The sequence below is a fragment of the Pelagerythrobacter sp. genome (genome assembly GCF_041912895.1).
Taxonomy (GTDB): Bacteria; Pseudomonadota; Alphaproteobacteria; order Sphingomonadales; family Sphingomonadaceae; genus Pelagerythrobacter.
Map to the genome: position 1 here is coordinate 650,651 of NZ_JAYSGI010000002.1, position 15,973 is coordinate 666,623.

The following is a 15,973-nucleotide window of genomic DNA, read 5'->3' on the forward strand; positions in this document are numbered from 1 at the left end:
GCATGGGTAAGGAAACAGGCTTTCTCGAATTCGAGCGCGAGGATCGCACTTACGACGATCCGGCCGAGCGGCTGGGCCACTACAAGGAATTCACCCGCGCGCTGCCGCAGGAGAAACTGCGCAACCAGGCCGCGCGGTGCATGAATTGCGGGATTCCCTACTGTCACACCGGCTGCCCAGTGAACAACCTGATCCCCGACTGGAACCACCTGGTCTACGAGGCGGACTGGAAGCGCGCGCTCGACACGCTGCATTCGACCAACAACTTCCCCGAGTTCACCGGCCGCGTCTGCCCCGCCCCGTGCGAGGCGGCGTGCACGCTGAACCTCGTCGACAGCCCGGTGACGATCAAGTCGATCGAATGCGCGATCGTCGACCGTGGGTGGAACGAGGGCTGGATCAAGCCGCAGGTGCCCGCCGCGCGCACCGGCCGCTCGGTCGCGGTGATCGGCAGCGGCCCGGCGGGCCTCGCCTGCGCACAGCAGCTCGCCCGCGCGGGCCATGCGGTCACGGTGTTCGAGAAGTCCGACCGGATCGGCGGGCTGCTGCGCTACGGCATCCCCGACTTCAAGATGGAAAAGCACCTGATCAACCGCCGCGCGGTGCAGATGGAGGCCGAAGGCGTCCAGTTCCGCACCAGCAGCGAGGTCGGGGTCGAGGTGAGCTTTTCCGCGCTGCGCGAGAATTTCGACGCGGTCGTGCTCGCGGGCGGGGCGGAGGAAGCGCGCGCGCTCGACATTCCCGGCGCGGAGCTGCCCGGCGTGCGGCTGGCGATGGAATTCCTCACCCAGCAGAACAAGCGCAACGCTGGCGACGACGAAGTGCGCGCCGCGCCGCGCGGCACGCTCTCGGCCACGGGCAAGCACGTGATCGTGATCGGCGGCGGCGACACCGGCAGCGACTGCGTGGGCACCAGCAACCGGCAGGGCGCGGCGAGCGTGACCCAGCTGGAGATCATGCCCAAGCCGCCCGCGCGCGAGGACAAGGCGCTGACTTGGCCGAACTGGCCGCTGAAGCTGCGCACGTCCTCCAGCCACGAGGAAGGGGCGGAGCGCGACTGGGCGGTGCTGGCGAAGCGCGTCGTGGCCGAAGGCGGCGAGATCGCGGGCCTCGAATGCGTGCGCGTCGAATGGCAGGGCGGGCGGATGGAGGAGGTCGCGGGCAGCGAATTCACCCTGCGCGCGGACCTGATCCTGCTCGCGATGGGCTTCACCGGCCCTAAGCGCCGCGGCCTGCTCGACCGCGCGGGCGTTGCACTGGACCAGCGCGGCAATGTCGCTGCCAACACGCAGGATTACACGACGAACGAACCGAACGTCTTCACCTGCGGTGACATGCGCCGCGGCCAGAGCCTCGTCGTCTGGGCCATCCGCGAAGGCCGTCAGGCCGCAAGAGCGGTGGACGAGGCGCTGATGGGAGTCAGCGAGCTGCCGCGGTAGCGGCTTGGCTACTCTGCGATAACGAGCCGATAGCCCGCATCGTAAACGGGCAAATCTCGAAGATGGCCGTAGCGGCGATCCCATTCGCCCGTGCGCAGATCGTCGGAAAGCGCTTGCAGCCCTGCTTCTATGCCGTCGAGTGCCCAGAACGACGAACTGCCCGAGCGAAGGCGCGGGTCGAGATAGGCCCGAGGCCGGCGCCAGTATGCGTAGAGGAACCCGTCGCTGCAATCGTGCGGCACAGGCAGCGTCTCGACGCGGATCGGGCCGAGCCACCGCGCAAAGTCGGAAATCGCAGGCATCTGCGCTTCGTCCAGAATAGCCAGCTGCGGAAAATAATCCGTCAGCCAGGGCCTGTGCGATGGGTCGAACGTGAGCAGCACGATGCGCCCGCGAGTCACTCGGCGGATTTCTCGCAGACCAGCCGCCTTGTTCGGCCAGTGGTGGACCGTGAGGATGGCCATGGCGGCATCGAAGGAATTATCGTCGAACGGAAGATCGCCCGCCGGCGCCTGAACCACGGGCGCCGCCGAGGGCCCGCGCTTGCAGATCATCTCGGTCGACGGCTCCACCGCCGTCACCTGGCGGTTCGCCGGTTCGTAAGAGCCGGTGCCGGCACCGACATTCAATATCGTGCGGGCCGGGCCGAGCGCCTGTTCGATCGCAGTGGCAATGCGATCGTCCGGCTTACGCAGCTCGGCGTAATTGACGCCGATCGTATCGTAGCGCTCGGCCATTTGGATTATGACGTCGCCAGTGCGCCGGTCTCCACATCGCACCCGCCTGCGCTCCTGTTCCCCGCCATCCGTGCCGCCTCCGCCTGCGCGGCGCGGAGGTCTTCGCGGAAGGCCGGGTTCGATTGCAGGCGGGCGAAGGTCGCGGCGGCGACGGTGCGGCCGGCTTCGATGTCGCTCAGCCAGTGGACGTTGCATACGCGGCGGCTTTCGCCGAATTCGCGGCCGCGCGTGACCAATGCGGCGGCGCGGTCGGGGAGCACGGCGGCGAGGACCAGCCCGGTGCCGTAGCCGATCGCGCTGTGGCCCGAGGGGTAGGAGCCGTTGGTGCGCAGCGCCTCTTCCGAATCGGGATCGCACGTCGGCGCGCCGTTGCCCATGAACGGGCGCGGGCGCTGATAGATCGCTTTCACGCCGGAGGTCGACATCGCGAAATCGCCCGCCGCGCGGCGCAGCAGGTGCGCGATCGCGGGGGTCTGCGCGTCGGAGATCGCCAACCCGGCGGCGCACGAGAACGTGCGCGGCACCGCGCCGGTCGAGAGGTCCGCGTCGCGCGCGGCGAGATTCCACCGCGCGCTGCCTTGCAACGCCAGCCCGGCCGCGCTTGCCACCCGGTCGCGCGCCAGCTCGGGCGAACCTTCGGCCGGCGGCGCGCCGACCAGCGCCTGCCCGCCGGGCAGCGGGCCGCCGATATAGGGCGGGCCGAGATCGAACTCGGCGTAAGCCGGTGCGCTCGCATTCGCCGGCGCCGTTTCCGCCGTGGTGGCCGCGGGCGCACAGGCGGCGAGCGCCAGCGCCGCCGTTAGCGATGCCCATCCCGATAGTGTGCGAATCATGGTTCAGTTTCCCCCCGCAATGTGCGCGCACCGCTGTTCCTGCGCCCGATCGCGGCTTGCGCGCAACCGCGCCGTTTCGGTTCGCCGCAAGTTGCCGCGCAGCCCCTTGCACAAAAGCGACACCTGCGAGAAATGTGCAGCGGGTCTACTTGTCCGGGAGTGCCGGCGGTTATGGCCGGATCGAATCTCGAATTCTGGAAACTGCTCGAGCGGATCGGCCGCGCGGCGGACATCTACGCCTTGCGTTCGGCGATGCTCGCCGCGTTGCACGAGATCGGCTTCGAGGCGGTCTATGTCCTCGCCCCCGTCGCCGCGGACCCGTCGGTCGGCCGCGTGCTGACCAACCTCGGGTTCGATCCGGCATGGGAAGCGCTCTACCGCGAGCGGTTCCAGCGCATCGACCCGCTGCCGCTGATCGCGCTCAACCGCCAGTCCGCCTTCAACTGGCGCGAGGATGTCGACCGCCAGATGCTCACCGGAGAACAGAGCGAATACCTCGACGGCCTCGCCGCCTTCGGGATGGCCGAAGGTTATGCCGTGCCCTGCTTCGGGCCGTTCGCCCGTCATGCTTTCTTCGGCATCGGCCGTGCGCGTTCGCCCGATCGGTTCACGTCGGAGAACCGGCTCAAGGTCGAAGTCTGCGCCCGCGTCGTGTTCCAGCGCTACGCAGCGTTCGCGCGGCCCTACATCGAAAATCCTCCCGCGCTTTCCCCGCGCGAGATGGAGGTGCTGCGCTGGATCGGCGAGGGCAAGAGCAACGCGGTGATCGCGGATATCCTGGAAATCTCGCGCTCCTCGGTCGACAGTTACGTCCAGCGCTTGTTCGCCAAGCTCGGCGTGTCGGACCGGATCAGCGCTTCGCTTCGCGGGCTCGCACTCGGGCTGATCGTCTCGGGCGACTATCCGAAAGAGTCGCGATGAAACCGGTTTCTTGCCCCCCAGTTGGGGGACATGTGCCGCGGCGCCGCGGTCGCTAGGCTCACCAGCAAGATAATCAAAAGCCCTTACGGGTCGCACACAAACCATGTCCGAAGATCGACCGACGCGAACCGCGCGCGGAACAACGCCGCAGGTGCCTGTCGAGAACCTTCCTACGCGCGTCGCCTGCGCCGAGTGGGCCTTCAAGCTGCGCCGGATGCGCGATCAGGTGCTGGGCGGTGCGCTGTTCGGCGAACCCGCGTGGGATGCGCTGCTGGTGCTGGCCGCCGCGCGCGATCGCGGGGAGGATACCGCGCTGGGGCAATTGGCGACCCAATTGCAGCTTTCCGACGACGCCACTTGGCGGGTCGTGGAAGATCTCCGGCACGCCGATCTGGTCGATCCCGATGCCGAGCAAGCCGGCGATCTCGAGGGTTCGGTGGCTCTCACCGAGGAAGGCTATACAAAACTCGCGATGGTGCTCGGCTAGAGCCGCCAGTCGATCGCCCCGCGCCGCTCGGCCTCGAGAAAGGCGTTGGCCCGGCTGAACGGCCGCGAACCGAAGAAACCGCGATGCGCCGACAACGGGCTGGGATGGGGCGAACGCAGCACGAGATGGCGGTCGGCCTGCGCCAGTTCGGGGATGCGCGCCGCCTTGCCCTGCGCATGGCTGCCCCAGAGGATGAACACGCTCGGCTCCGGGCGCGCCGCGACCGCCGCGACGCAGGCGTCGGTGATCGCTTCCCATCCACGGCCCGCATGGCTGCCCGCGCGCCCCGCCTCCACGGTCAGCGAATTGTTGAGCAGCAGCACGCCTTGCCGCGCCCATTTCGACAGGTCGCCGTGATCGGGCCGGGGCAGGCCGAGGTCGCTCTCCATCTCCTTGTAGATGTTCACGAGGCTGGGCGGCACCCGCTCCCCTTCCGGGACCGCGAAGCACAGGCCCATCGCCTGACCCGGCCCGTGATAGGGGTCCTGTCCCAGGATCACGACCTTGACGGCGTCGAGCGGGGTGAGTTCGAGTGCGCGCAGGCGGCATCCGCGCAGCGGGTAGATGGTCCGCCCGGCATCCTCCTCCGCACGCAGCCAGCCGCCCAGCCGACGCGCTTCGGGCGTGACCAGAACCGGATCGAGCGCGGGGCGCCAGCTTTCGGGGATCACGTCGCTCATCGCCGCGACGATAGGGGCCGATCGGCGCTATCGCCAGCGGCCCTTTCCCTCCATCCCCAATCGGCCTAAGGCCCGAAGCCTATGGCTGTCCATTTCCACGAAGAAGACCTTCCCGCAGGCGTGCTGGCCGATGGCCCGGTCGCGGTCGATACCGAGACCATGGGCCTCGTCACGCCGCGCGACCGGCTGTGCCTCGTCCAGATCAGCGACGGACAGGGCGACGAGCATCTGGTGCGCTTCGGCGTGGACAGCAACTTCGATGCGCCCAATCTCAAGGCGGTGCTGGCCGATCCGGCACGGCTGAAGCTCTATCACTTCGCGCGCTTCGACCTCGCCGCGGTCGAGCATTACCTCGGCGTCACCGCCGCGCCGGTGTTCTGCACCAAGATCGCGAGCAAGTTGACGCGCACCTACACCGACCGCCACGGGCTCAAGAATCTCGTCGAGGAACTGCTGGGCGCGACGATCTCCAAGCAGCAGCAAAGCTCCGACTGGGGCGCGCCCGAGATCAGCGAGGCGCAGCGCGACTACGCCGCGTCCGACGTGCGCTTCCTCCACCGGCTGCACGAAGTCTTCGTCGGTCGCCTCGAACGCGAAGGGCGCACGGCGATCGCGCAGGCCTGCTTCGATTTCCTTCCCACCCGCGCACGGCTCGACCTTGCCGGATGGGCCGAGCACGACATCTTCAGCCACGCGTAAGCAGGCGCGGGCGACAGGCGCGACGATATGGTGACCCACAGGCGCATAGAAACGCAGGAAGCGGCCCAGTTGCGCAGCAAGCGCCAGCATTTCGCCGCGCCCGGCGGGTCGCACGACCGGCTGGTGGGCTTCCTCGCCAAGGCGCTGCCGATGGGGGTGGGCGTGGTCGCCGCGCTGATGATCATCACGCCGCTCAGCCCGCGCGGCGAGATCAGCTTCCTGCTCGATCGCAACAAGGTCGCGGTGATCAACGAGCGGCTGCGCGTCGACAATGCGATGTACCGCGGGCAGGACAACAAGGGCCGCCCGTTCTCGCTCACCGCGGGCGAGGCGGTGCAGCGATCGAGTGCGGAAGGCATCGTGCGGCTGGACGATCTCGTCGCCCGTCTGGCGATGCCCGAAGGCCCCGCGCGGCTTATCGCGCAGGCAGGCGCCTACGACATCGACGAGGAGGTCGTTTCGGTAGGCGGGCCTGTCCGGCTGACCGCGGCGGACGGTTATCGCATGGTCGCGCGCGGCGTCTCGATCGATCTTGCGGCCAAGCAGATGATCGGCCGCGGCGGTGTCGAAGGCGAGATCCCCGCCGGCACCTTTTCCGCCGACCGGCTGATGGCCGATCTCGAAGCCCGCACGGTCACGCTTGACGGCAACGCCCGCATGCGCATGGTTCCCGGCAAGTTGAGGATGCCCTGATGACGAAGCATATTGCCACCGCACCGCGCTGGGCGCTCGCCGGCTTCGTCGGCACGATGGCGGTGTTCGCCGGGATGCAGCTCAACGCGCAGGCGATCGCCGGGCACAATTCCAACGCGCCGGTGAACTACGCCGCCGACCGGATCGAACTGCAGGACCGGCAGAACCGCGTGGTGCTGTCGGGCAACGTCGACATTACCCAGGCCGACCTGCGCGTGCGCGCGGCGCGAACGCTGGTGAACTATTCCGACGCGGGATCGCTTTCGATCCAGCGGATCACGGCGACCGGCGGGGTGCAGGTGACGCGCGCCAACGAATCGGCGACCGGCGATGTGGCGGTCTACGATTTCGGCCGCCGGGTCATCACCATGGCGGGCAATGTGCGCCTGCGCCGTGGCAGCGATACGCTAAACGGCGGGCGGCTGGTGATCGATTTGCGGACCGGAATCTCCAGCGTCGACGGCAGCGCCGCGGGCTCTTCCTCGGTAACGGGCGAGACGACCGGCAGTTCGAGCGGCCGCGTCTCGGGCACCTTTCAGGTCCCGGAGGACTGAGGCTGGCCTTACCGCCGCGCGGCGCGGCGGGCGATTTCGGCGAGGCCCTGCGACAGCAGCAATTCGGCCGCCTGGCTGTTGGCGAGCAGCGCGCGGTGCAGCGCGACGAGCTTCGCTACCAGCCGATCCAGCTCGCGCCCGCGCCAGTGGCGCATCTGCGCGGCGATGTCGCGCTCGTCCTTCCAGAATATGCCGAGCCGCGCCTTGGCGCCGCGGTCGAGGTCGCCAAGCCGCCGCGCGCCGAGCCTCGCCGAAAGCTGCGCCAGTTGCGCGGCGCGCCGCTCCATCGCCAGCAGCACGCCGACGGGGTTGAGCGACAACTCGCGCAGCCGGTGCAGCTCGGCGGGAATGCGGCGCGTGTCCCCGGCGAGCACCGCGTTGACCAGCGGCATGAACCCGTCTTCCTCGGTCGCGGCGCCGATCGCCTCGAGCGCTTCGGCCCCGGCATTGCGCGGCGCGGCGGGCGAAGCGTCGAGGTAGAGCGCGAGCTTGTCGACTTCGGATTGCGCGAGCCGCACGTCGAGCCCGGCGGCGCGCGCGATCCGCTCGGCGATATCGCCGTTGAGGCGCAGGCCCGCCGCGTCGGCCATCGTGCGCACGCTGGCGGTGACCGAGGCGAGATCGGGCGGCCAGAACATCGCCACCAGCGCGTCGTCGCGCTTTTCCAGCAGCTTGGCGGTGCGCGACTTGTCGGTGGCGGAGGTCGCGACGATCAGCACCGGGCAGGCGTCGCCGCTGCCCACGAGCAGGTTGCCGACCGCGTCGAGCACCTCGTCGCCGTTCGCGCGCACGTAGATGTGGCGCGCATCGCCGAACAGCGAACCCGAACGCGCCTCGTCCCCCAGCAGCACCGGATCGCGCCGCAGCATCGCGCCCGACATTTCCACGCGTTCGCCGGGATCGTCGAGCAGTTCGACGATTCGGCTGGCCGCCGCGGCCGCTCCCGCCTCGTCCGGCCCGCAGAAGAAGAACACGCGGCACTGCGCCGCCGCGCGCTTCGCGGCACCGGCGAAATCGCGCTGGGTCGCCTTCACCGCTGCTGGCGCAGCGTGAGCGCGAGCTGCGTGACGATCCGGTCGGCGACTTCTTCCGAGAGGTTTTCGAGCGCGGTCTGCTCGGCGGCGATCACCGCGTATTCGCTGGACACGACGTCGATGCCCGCGTCCGCGCCCGCAGTGGCGTCGAGCAGGATCTCGTCGCTTGCGGTGTCGACCAGCTGATAGCGCGCGCGCAGCATGCGGCGCTCGCGGCCGATGGTGTCGTCGCTCAGCACGCCGAGCCCTTCGAGCCGGTCGTCGAGCCGCACGTCGAGCCGGTAGCGCGGGTTCGCCTCGCCCGCCGCGCCGAGCCGATCGGTGAGTGCATTGCGCACCAGCCACCCGGCGCGCCCTTCGATCGCCGGGACCTCGATCGCGGCGAGCCCGCGCGCGACTTCGCCGCTGCCGCCGCCGGCGTACATCGGCTGGAGGCCGCAGGCGGCGAGCATGAGCAGCATGGCGGAGGCGAGGAGCGCGCGCATCACGTGACGATATTCACCAATCTGTCGGGCACGACAATGACCTTGCGGATTTCTGCCCCGTCGATCGACCGCTGGACCTTCTCGCTCGCGAGGGCAAGCGCCTCGAGATCGTCCTTCGACGCGCCCTTGAGCGCGGTCAGCGTGTCGCGCAGCTTGCCCATGTGCTGCACGGCGATCGTCACCTCGTCCTCGACCAGCAGCGCCGGGTCGACTTCGGGCCACGGCGCGTTGGCGATCAGGCCCTCTCCACCCATCGCCGCCCAGCCTTCTTCGGCGAGATGCGGCATCATCGGGCTGGCGAGCAGCAGAATCGTGCGGATCGCTTCGTTGCGGGTGGCCGATGCTTGCGCCTTCTCGACCGCGCCGGTCAGCTCGTAGAGCCGCGCGACCGCCTTGTTGAAGCCCAGCGCCTCGATGTCCTCGGCGACCGCGGCGATCGTCTGATGCGTCTTGCGCAGCAGCGCCTTGTCCTCGCCGCTTGCAGCCGCATCGTATTGCCCGAACAGCCGCCACAGCCGCTGGACGAAGCGCCAGCAGCCCTCGATCCCGGCTTCGGACCACGGCAGGTCGCGCTCGGGCGGGCTGTCGGACAGCATGAACCAGCGCACCGCGTCCGCGCCGTACTTAGCGACGATCGTGTCGGGGTCGACGGTGTTCTTCTTCGACTTCGACATCTTGATGACGCGGCCGATCTCGACCTCGCCGCCATCGGCGGAAAGCAGAGCGCGGCTGGCCTCGCGGCTGATCTCGTCGGGCGCGTAATAGACCGTCTTGCCGCCTTGCGAGCGGCTGTAGGTCTCGTGCGTCACCATCCCCTGCGTGAACAGGCTCGCGAACGGCTCGGCGAAATCGAGCTGGCCGATGTGCTGCAAGGCGCGGGTCCAGAAGCGGGCGTAGAGAAGGTGCAGGATCGCGTGCTCGATCCCGCCGATGTACTGCTCGACCGGCAGCCACTTCGCCACTTCCTCGCGGTCGAACGGCCTGTCGGCAGGCTGGCTGGCGAAGCGCAGGAAGTACCAGCTGGAATCGACGAACGTATCGAGCGTGTCGGTCTCGCGCTCCGCCTTGCCGCCGCAGGTCGGGCAATCGACGTGCTTCCAGGTCGGATGGCGCACCAGCGGGTTGCCCGGCGTCTGGAAATCGACATCCTCGGGCAGCACCACCGGAAGCTGGTTCTTTGGCACCGGAACCACGCCACATGTCTCGCAGTGGATGAACGGGATTGGCGTACCCCAGTAGCGCTGGCGCGAAACGCCCCAGTCGCGCAGGCGCCAGACGGTCTGACCCTTGCCCCAGCCGCCGCTCTCGGCGCGCGCGATGACCTCGCGCTTGGCGGCCTCGACTTCCATTCCGTCGAGAAACTCCGAATTGACCAGCACGCCCTCGCCCGCCTCGGCCTCGCCATTGAACGGCTTGCCAGCCTCTTCCGCGCTCGACGCCACGACGCGAGGGATCGGCAGCGCATATTTGGTCGCGAATTCGAAATCACGCTGGTCGTGGCCTGGCACCGCCATGATCGCGCCGGTGCCGTAGTCCATCAGCACAAAGTTCGCGATGTAGACCGGCAGGTGCTCCCCGGTGAACGGATGCTGCGCCCCGATCCCGGTGTCGAAGCCGAGCTTTTCCGCCGTTTCCAGCTCGGCCGCGGTGGTGCCGCCGCGCTTGCACCGCTCGATGAACTTCGCCGCATCGCAGTTTTGCGCCGCGACGGCCTGCGCCACCGGATGATCGGGCGCGACCGCCACGAAACTCGCCCCGAAAATCGTGTCGGGCCGCGTGGTGTAGACGGGCAGCGTGTCGCCGTTCGACAGCCCGAACGAAAACTCCAGCCCCTGCGACTTGCCGATCCAGTTTTCCTGCATCAGCCGCACCTTGTCGGGCCAGCCGTCGAGCTCGCCCAGACCCGCCAGCAGGTCTTCGGCAAACTGCGTGATCTTGAGAAACCACTGGTTGAGCTTGCGCTTCTCGACTTCCGCGCCCGAGCGCCAGCCCTTGCCGTCGATCACCTGTTCGTTGGCGAGGACGGTCATGTCGACCGGGTCCCAGTTGACCTCCGCCTGCCGGCGATAGACGAGCCCCGCTTCGTAAAGGTCGAGGAACAGCGCCTGTTCGTGTCCGTAATAGTCGGGCTCGCAGGTCGCCAGCTCGCGGCTCCAGTCGAGCGCGAAGCCGATGCGCTTCAGCTGCGCCTTCATGTTGGCGATGTTTTCGCGGGTCCAGCCGCCCGGGTGGACGCCCTTTTCCATCGCCGCGTTCTCGGCCGGCATGCCGAACGCGTCCCACCCCATCGGGTGCAGCACCTCGTGCCCGGTCATCCGCTTGTAGCGCGCGAGCACGTCGCCCATCGTGTAGTTGCGCACGTGGCCGATGTGGATGCGCCCGCTGGGATAGGGGAACATCTCGAGCACGTAGCTCTTGGGCTTGGCCGACGCGCTGTCGGCCTCGAAGCAGCGGGCTTCGTCCCATGCACGCTGCCAGCGGCCATCGGCCTGCCCGGGGTCGAACCGAGCATCGAAACGGGAATCAGTCATTCGCCCCCGATAGGCAAAGCGATGGGGTTAGGAAACCGGCGTCGTCAGGAGACGGCCTGGCGGCGCAAATCGCGCGCCTTGGTCAGAATGATGCCTTCGAGCTGCTGGACCGTCGCGGCCTGTACCGGCGCATCGACCCAGCCGCCGCCCTGGTTCACCTGACGGCTGGCGGCGACGCGCACGGCGTCGGCGCGCAGATCCTGGTCGAGGATCGAGACGGTCAGCTTGACGCGCTCGCCCGGGTTTTGCGGGTTGGCGTACCAGTCGGTCACGATCACGCCGCCCGCGCTGTCGGCCTGAAGCAGCGGCGCGAAGCTCACCGTCTCCAGCGCGGCGCGCCAGAGGTAGGAATTGACGCCGATCGTGGTGACCTGGCTCGCGGCGAGATCCGCCGTCGGGCGCTCGCGCCCGCCACAGGCCGCGAGGCCGGCCAGCGCCAGCGTCACGAGAAGTCCGCGGGAAACGGTCGATGCAAGGCGGTTGGCGTTCATGTGGTCCGATCGTGTCCTGTCTATAAGCTCGCCCGCCTCTATAGCCCGCGCGGCGCGGGCGGCAAGCACAGCGTGGAATTGCCCGCGCCGGGCGCCGGATTGGCGCGGGAGCGCTTGAATGGGGCCTTAATCGGGCGACCGGCTGTGTGCATGGTGCAACACTCGCCTCCGAATCTCGGAATCCGGCTTGTGGAAAAGCTGGCCAGGGGCCTGATTTGATTCTAGCTTTTTACCTGTTCGATCGGCGAGTCGTCGCGGTCAGGAACAGTTTAGGCCAGTTCTGGTTTGAGCGGGGAAGCAGGAGCGGAAAAAGGGCTCAATGGCGCGTTCGCACGACAGGTCTGGCCGTGGAAGGTCTGGCTCTGCCAAGGTCGGCAAGGGCGGGTTTGCGCCCGTGCTGTTTTCGGCTGCGTGCCTTGCCCTCGCCGTTCCTTCCGCCAGTCTCGCGCTCGCCGGGCTCGATGGCGAGCTTCCGGCCGCATCCCTCGCCCAGTTCGCGCCGTTCACGCCCGCATCGGTCGATCCCGCGCTCGCGCAGCGCGTTGCCGAACGGATCGCGGCACGCGGGCAGGCGCTGCGTTTCACGCCCGCCGGTTCGGCCAAGGAACTCGACCGCACGGTGACCGTCGCGGTTCGTGTCGACGGCGATACCGCGCGCGCCATTTCGTTCCGCTCCGCACTCGCCGCGACGGGTGGCGAGCCGGGCCAGGGCGCCGGTGCGATCGCCGCGACCCGCTACAACCTCGGGGTCGCACGCGGCTTCCAGAGTTTCGCCAAGTCCGCGCCGACGCTGCCGGAGGGCGTGCGCGATCTGAACGTGCCCGATCTCGCCAGCTACAAGCCGGCCGAGGGCGTCCGCGAAAAGCCCAGCCGCTTCCAGCCGCGCATCGCACTGGAACACGATCGCGCGCCCGGCAGCTCGCCGCGCACGCTCGAAGGGCTCGGAGAGCAATCGGTCGATCTCGGCGGTGCCTATCGCGTCACCCGCAATCTCGACGTTACCGCCGGTGTGCGCCTGTCGCAGGAACGCGACCGCATCGCTCCGCTCACCGACATGGAAGAGGACAGCCAGGCGGTCTACGTCGGCACCCAGTTCCGCTTCTAAACGCTCGCGTCTCTCCTGAATTCGTCTGCAGAACCCCGCCATCGGCGGGGTTTTTCGTTGTATCGCGGCACGTTCGGCATAAGCTGCCGTTGCATAACGATAAGCAGGCAATCGGGAGAGATTCTATGGCACGTGTTGCAATCGTCACCGGCGGAACCCGCGGCATCGGCGAGGCGATCAGCCTCGCATTGAAGGCGCAGGGCCGCACCGTCGTCGCGAACTACGGCGGTAACGACGAGAAGGCGAAGCGGTTCGCCGACAAGCACGAAATTGCAGTCTACAAGTGGGACGTGGGCGACCACCAGGCCTGCCTCGACGGCTGCGCGCAGGTGACTGAGGAGGTCGGTCCGGTCGACATCGTGGTCAACAACGCGGGCATCACGCGCGACGGTACGCTGCACAAGATGAGTTTCGACGACTGGAACGAGGTGATGCGAATCAATCTCGGCGGCTGCTTCAACATGGCCAAGGCGTGCTTTCCCGGCATGCGCGAACGCGGCTGGGGCCGGATCGTCAACATCGGTTCGATCAACGGGCAGGCGGGCCAATACGGCCAGGTCAACTACGCGGCGGCGAAGAGCGGCATCCACGGCTTCACCAAGGCGCTGGCGCAGGAAGGCGCGCGTACCGGGGTGACGGTCAACGCGATCGCGCCCGGTTATATCGACACCGACATGGTCGCAGCCGTGCCCGAGCCGGTGCTGGAGAAGATCGTCGCCAAGATTCCGGTCGGCAGGCTGGGCCAGGCGGACGAGATCGCGCGCGGCGTGGCCTTCCTCACCAGCGAGGAGGGGGGGTTCGTCACCGGCTCGACGATGAGCATCAACGGCGGACAGCACATGTATTGACGTTCGGGGCTGCCGGTTACGCTCTCGGCGGCTGCCGGCGGTAGCTGAGCGCCTCGGCGACGTGTATGCGGCCCACCGTATCCGCGCCCGCCAGGTCCGCGATCGTGCGCGCGACGCGCAGCATGCGGGTGTAGCCGCGCGCGGAGAGGCGCATCGCTTCGGCCGCCTGCATCAGCAGCTTGCGGCCCGGTTCGTCGGGCCCGGCGAAGCGTTCCAGCGCGTCGCCGTCCAGTTCGGCATTGGTGCGTGCGCCGGTTTCCGCAGCACGCGCGGTCTGGATCGCGCGGGCGCGGGCGACGCGTGCGGCGACTTCGGCCGAACCTTCGGCGGGGGGCGGCAGCGCGAGGTCGGCGGCGCTGACCGGATCGACCTCGACATGCAGGTCGATACGGTCGAGCATCGGGCCCGAAACTTTGCTCTGGTAATCGGCGGCGCAGCGCGGCGCGCGGCTGCATGCGAGCGCCGGATCGCCCAGATGTCCGCAGCGGCACGGGTTCATCGCCGCGACGAGTTGCACCCGCGCGGGATAGCTGACGTGGGCATTGGCCCGCGCGACGTCGACCTTGCCGGTCTCCAAGGGCTGGCGCAGCGAATCGAGCACCGCGCGCTGGAATTCGGGCAGTTCGTCGAGGAACAGCACGCCCATATGCGCGAGGCTGACCTCGCCAGGTTTGACCTTCAATCCGCCGCCTGTCAGCGCCGCCATGCTCGCCGAATGGTGCGGCGCGCGAAAGGGTCGCGCGCGGCTGATCCGTCCGCCCTCCAGCGTGCCCGCGACCGACTGAACCATTGAAACCTCGAGCGCTTCGCCGCTGCTCAGCGCAGGCAGGATGCCGGGCAGGCACGAAGCGAGCAGGCTCTTGCCCGCGCCCGGCGGGCCGACCATCAGCAGGTTGTGCGCGCCGGCCGCGGCGATCTCCAGCGCGCGCTTGGCGGTTTCCTGTCCCTTCACCTGCTTCAGATCCGGGCCGTGCGCCGCCGCCTCGACCTCGCCGGGCGACGGTGCGGCGAGCTGCTGCGTGCCTTTCAGGTGGTTGAGCAGGCTGACGAGATCGGGCGCGGCGACCACCGGCACCTCGCTCGCCCAGCGCGCTTCCGATCCTTGCGCGGCCGGGCACACCAGCCCCGCCTCCTGCTCGCTGGCGTGGAGCGCGGCGAGCAGCACGCCGGGCGACGGCACCACGCGTCCGTCGAGCGCGAGTTCGCCCACCGCCACGAAATCGGCGAGCTGTTCGGCGTCGGTCACGCCCATCACCGCGAGCAGCGCGAGCGCGATCGGCAGATCGTAGTGCGAGCCTTCCTTGGGCAGGTCGGCCGGCGAGAGATTGATCGTGATGCGCTTGGGCGGCAGCGCGAGGCCCATGGAGGAGAGCGCGGCGCGCACCCGTTCCTTGCTCTCGCCCACCGCCTTGTCCGCCAGCCCGACGATGTTGAACTTGGGCAGCCCCGGCGCGACCGAGCACTGGACCTCCACCGCGCGCGCTTCCAGCCCGAGGTAGGCGACCGTCCTCACCAGTGCGACCAAACCGATTTCCCCCTGTTCCCCCGCGCGTTTGTGGCGGCAATGCATGCTCCTGTCGAGGCCGGACAGGAAGGCCGGTAACCCGATCGCAAGCATAGTGCTTCGCATTCGGGCAACGGGCGCGGGGCCACAATGCGGCGATGCGCAGGTTCCTTCTCGCTCTCGCCGCACTGGCCGCCACGGTATCGGCACCGCTGCACGCGCGCGAGATGGTGACGGTGACGGTGACGGTGGAGGAATGGGTCGAGGCAGGTTCGTCCCGCTTCGTCGCGGCGCAGGGGGCGGCCGAGCGGCAGGCGATCGCCAGCTACGGCCCGTTCCGCGTGCTCGACGGGCAGCGCGCCGCGCTGGTCGACGTGACCGATACGGCGAGCCCGGCGCATTTCGCCGCGATGCTGCGCGACTATCCGGCGCTCGCGACGCTGGAGATGGTGGAATGCCCGGGCACCGAGGACGATCGCGCAAATCTCGCGGTCGGGCGGATGATTCGCGCGGCGGGGGTCGCGACGCACGTCCCCGCGGGCGGCTCGGTCCGTTCGGGGGCGGTCGAACTGTTCCTCGCAGGCGCCAGCCGCCGGATCGACGACGGGGCCGAGTTCGCGGTCCATGCGTGGATCGACGAGGACGGGCGCGAGGCGGGCGACTTCGCCGCCGACGCGCCGATCCATGCGCCCTATCTCGCCTATTACCGCGAAATGGGGATGGACGACGGGGCGGCGCGCGCGTTCTACGCGATGACCAACTCGGTCCGCTTCGCGGACGCCAAATGGCTCGATGCGGGAGAGATGCGGAAGTGGGTTGCGGGCGAGGCGGAGAACGTCGGGCCGCGCCTCGAGCCGCGCATCGCCTATCTTGACTTGGCGCGCGCTCTACCTTAACCGCGCGTCCATACAGGAGGTCGCCCTTCGGGGGCG

Annotated in this window: 17 protein-coding genes; 9 read left to right on the plus strand and 8 right to left on the minus strand. The window is 68.7% G+C overall.

The annotated features are described in order from the left end of the window. The first annotated feature begins 2 nt into the window (after positions 1-2). The gene (locus tag ACE3QC_RS10195; protein ID WP_374407821.1) at positions 3-1,439 is read left to right on the plus strand and encodes a glutamate synthase subunit beta; all 1,437 of its coding nucleotides are present in this window, start codon (positions 3-5) and stop codon (positions 1,437-1,439) included. 8 nt (positions 1,440-1,447) lie between these two features. On the opposite strand, the gene ACE3QC_RS10200 is transcribed toward ACE3QC_RS10195, so the two are convergent. After that, positions 1,448-2,176 (minus strand): class I SAM-dependent methyltransferase, encoded by a 729-nt coding sequence (locus ACE3QC_RS10200; protein WP_374407823.1) that lies wholly within the window; start codon positions 2,174-2,176, stop codon positions 1,448-1,450. Positions 2,177-2,181: 5 nt separating this feature from the next. Further along, entirely contained in the window at positions 2,182-3,009 is an 828-nt protein-coding gene (locus tag ACE3QC_RS10205; RefSeq protein ID WP_374407825.1) for a phosphatase PAP2 family protein, read from the minus strand. Between the two features lie 171 nt (positions 3,010-3,180). Here ACE3QC_RS10205 and ACE3QC_RS10210 point away from each other — a divergent pair, with 171 nt between their 5' ends. Together ACE3QC_RS10210 and ACE3QC_RS10215 are read left to right on the plus strand one after the other, a co-directional pair. Beyond that, entirely contained in the window at positions 3,181-3,930 is a 750-nt protein-coding gene (locus ACE3QC_RS10210; RefSeq protein ID WP_374407827.1) for an autoinducer binding domain-containing protein, read from the plus strand. A 151-nt stretch (positions 3,931-4,081) separates the two neighbouring features. Then, entirely contained in the window at positions 4,082-4,417 is a 336-nt protein-coding gene (locus tag ACE3QC_RS10215) for a hypothetical protein (protein WP_374407829.1), read from the plus strand. Here ACE3QC_RS10215 and ACE3QC_RS10220 read toward each other — a convergent pair. Next, positions 4,414-5,097 (minus strand): uracil-DNA glycosylase, encoded by a 684-nt coding sequence (locus ACE3QC_RS10220; protein ID WP_374407831.1) that lies wholly within the window; start codon positions 5,095-5,097, stop codon positions 4,414-4,416. The two genes, ACE3QC_RS10215 and ACE3QC_RS10220, sit on opposite strands and share 4 nt — an antisense overlap. A gap of 81 nt (positions 5,098-5,178) precedes the next feature. Here ACE3QC_RS10220 and ACE3QC_RS10225 point away from each other — a divergent pair, with 81 nt between their 5' ends. From ACE3QC_RS10225 to ACE3QC_RS10235, 3 genes are read left to right on the plus strand one after another with little or no spacing between them, the layout of a single operon-like run. Further along, positions 5,179-5,796: a ribonuclease D gene (locus tag ACE3QC_RS10225; protein WP_374407833.1), complete on the plus strand. Its 618-nt coding sequence runs from the start codon at positions 5,179-5,181 to the stop codon at positions 5,794-5,796. 27 nt (positions 5,797-5,823) lie between these two features. After that, on the plus strand, positions 5,824-6,489 hold the full coding sequence (locus ACE3QC_RS10230; protein WP_374407835.1) for an LPS export ABC transporter periplasmic protein LptC: 666 nt from the start codon (positions 5,824-5,826) through the stop codon (positions 6,487-6,489). Continuing rightward, positions 6,489-7,043, plus strand: a complete 555-nt coding sequence (locus ACE3QC_RS10235; protein ID WP_374407837.1) for an LptA/OstA family protein — start codon at positions 6,489-6,491, stop codon at positions 7,041-7,043. The genes ACE3QC_RS10230 and ACE3QC_RS10235 overlap by 1 nt, the downstream gene beginning before the upstream one ends. A gap of 8 nt (positions 7,044-7,051) precedes the next feature. Here the strand turns inward: ACE3QC_RS10235 and holA are convergent, their stop codons facing one another. The 4 genes from holA to ACE3QC_RS10255 are packed head-to-tail and all read right to left on the minus strand — an operon-like array spanning position 7,052 to position 11,584. Next, a complete protein-coding gene (gene holA / locus ACE3QC_RS10240) occupies positions 7,052-8,077 on the minus strand; it encodes a DNA polymerase III subunit delta (protein WP_374407838.1) in 1,026 nt (341 codons plus the stop codon). Beyond that, positions 8,074-8,562: an LPS assembly lipoprotein LptE gene (gene lptE / locus ACE3QC_RS10245; RefSeq protein ID WP_374407840.1), complete on the minus strand. Its 489-nt coding sequence runs from the start codon at positions 8,560-8,562 to the stop codon at positions 8,074-8,076. Before lptE ends, holA begins: the two co-directional genes overlap by 4 nt. After that, on the minus strand, positions 8,562-11,093 hold the full coding sequence (leuS, locus tag ACE3QC_RS10250) for a leucine--tRNA ligase (RefSeq protein ID WP_374407842.1): 2,532 nt from the start codon (positions 11,091-11,093) through the stop codon (positions 8,562-8,564). Before leuS ends, lptE begins: the two co-directional genes overlap by 1 nt. A gap of 44 nt (positions 11,094-11,137) precedes the next feature. Further along, positions 11,138-11,584, minus strand: a complete 447-nt coding sequence (locus ACE3QC_RS10255) for a DUF3576 domain-containing protein (protein ID WP_374407844.1) — start codon at positions 11,582-11,584, stop codon at positions 11,138-11,140. 319 nt (positions 11,585-11,903) lie between these two features. Here ACE3QC_RS10255 and ACE3QC_RS10260 point away from each other — a divergent pair, with 319 nt between their 5' ends. Together ACE3QC_RS10260 and phbB are read left to right on the plus strand one after the other, a co-directional pair. Continuing rightward, positions 11,904-12,689 (plus strand): hypothetical protein, encoded by a 786-nt coding sequence (locus ACE3QC_RS10260; protein ID WP_374407846.1) that lies wholly within the window; start codon positions 11,904-11,906, stop codon positions 12,687-12,689. A gap of 125 nt (positions 12,690-12,814) precedes the next feature. Further along, a complete protein-coding gene (gene phbB / locus ACE3QC_RS10265; RefSeq protein ID WP_374407848.1) occupies positions 12,815-13,537 on the plus strand; it encodes an acetoacetyl-CoA reductase in 723 nt (240 codons plus the stop codon). A 16-nt stretch (positions 13,538-13,553) separates the two neighbouring features. Here phbB and ACE3QC_RS10270 read toward each other — a convergent pair whose 3' ends face one another. Further along, positions 13,554-15,062: a YifB family Mg chelatase-like AAA ATPase gene (locus tag ACE3QC_RS10270; RefSeq protein ID WP_374407850.1), complete on the minus strand. Its 1,509-nt coding sequence runs from the start codon at positions 15,060-15,062 to the stop codon at positions 13,554-13,556. Positions 15,063-15,199: 137 nt separating this feature from the next. On the opposite strand from ACE3QC_RS10270, the gene ACE3QC_RS10275 reads away from it, so the two are divergent. Continuing rightward, on the plus strand, positions 15,200-15,937 hold the full coding sequence (locus ACE3QC_RS10275) for an alpha/beta hydrolase (RefSeq protein ID WP_374407852.1): 738 nt from the start codon (positions 15,200-15,202) through the stop codon (positions 15,935-15,937). Positions 15,938-15,973 lie beyond the last annotated feature (36 nt).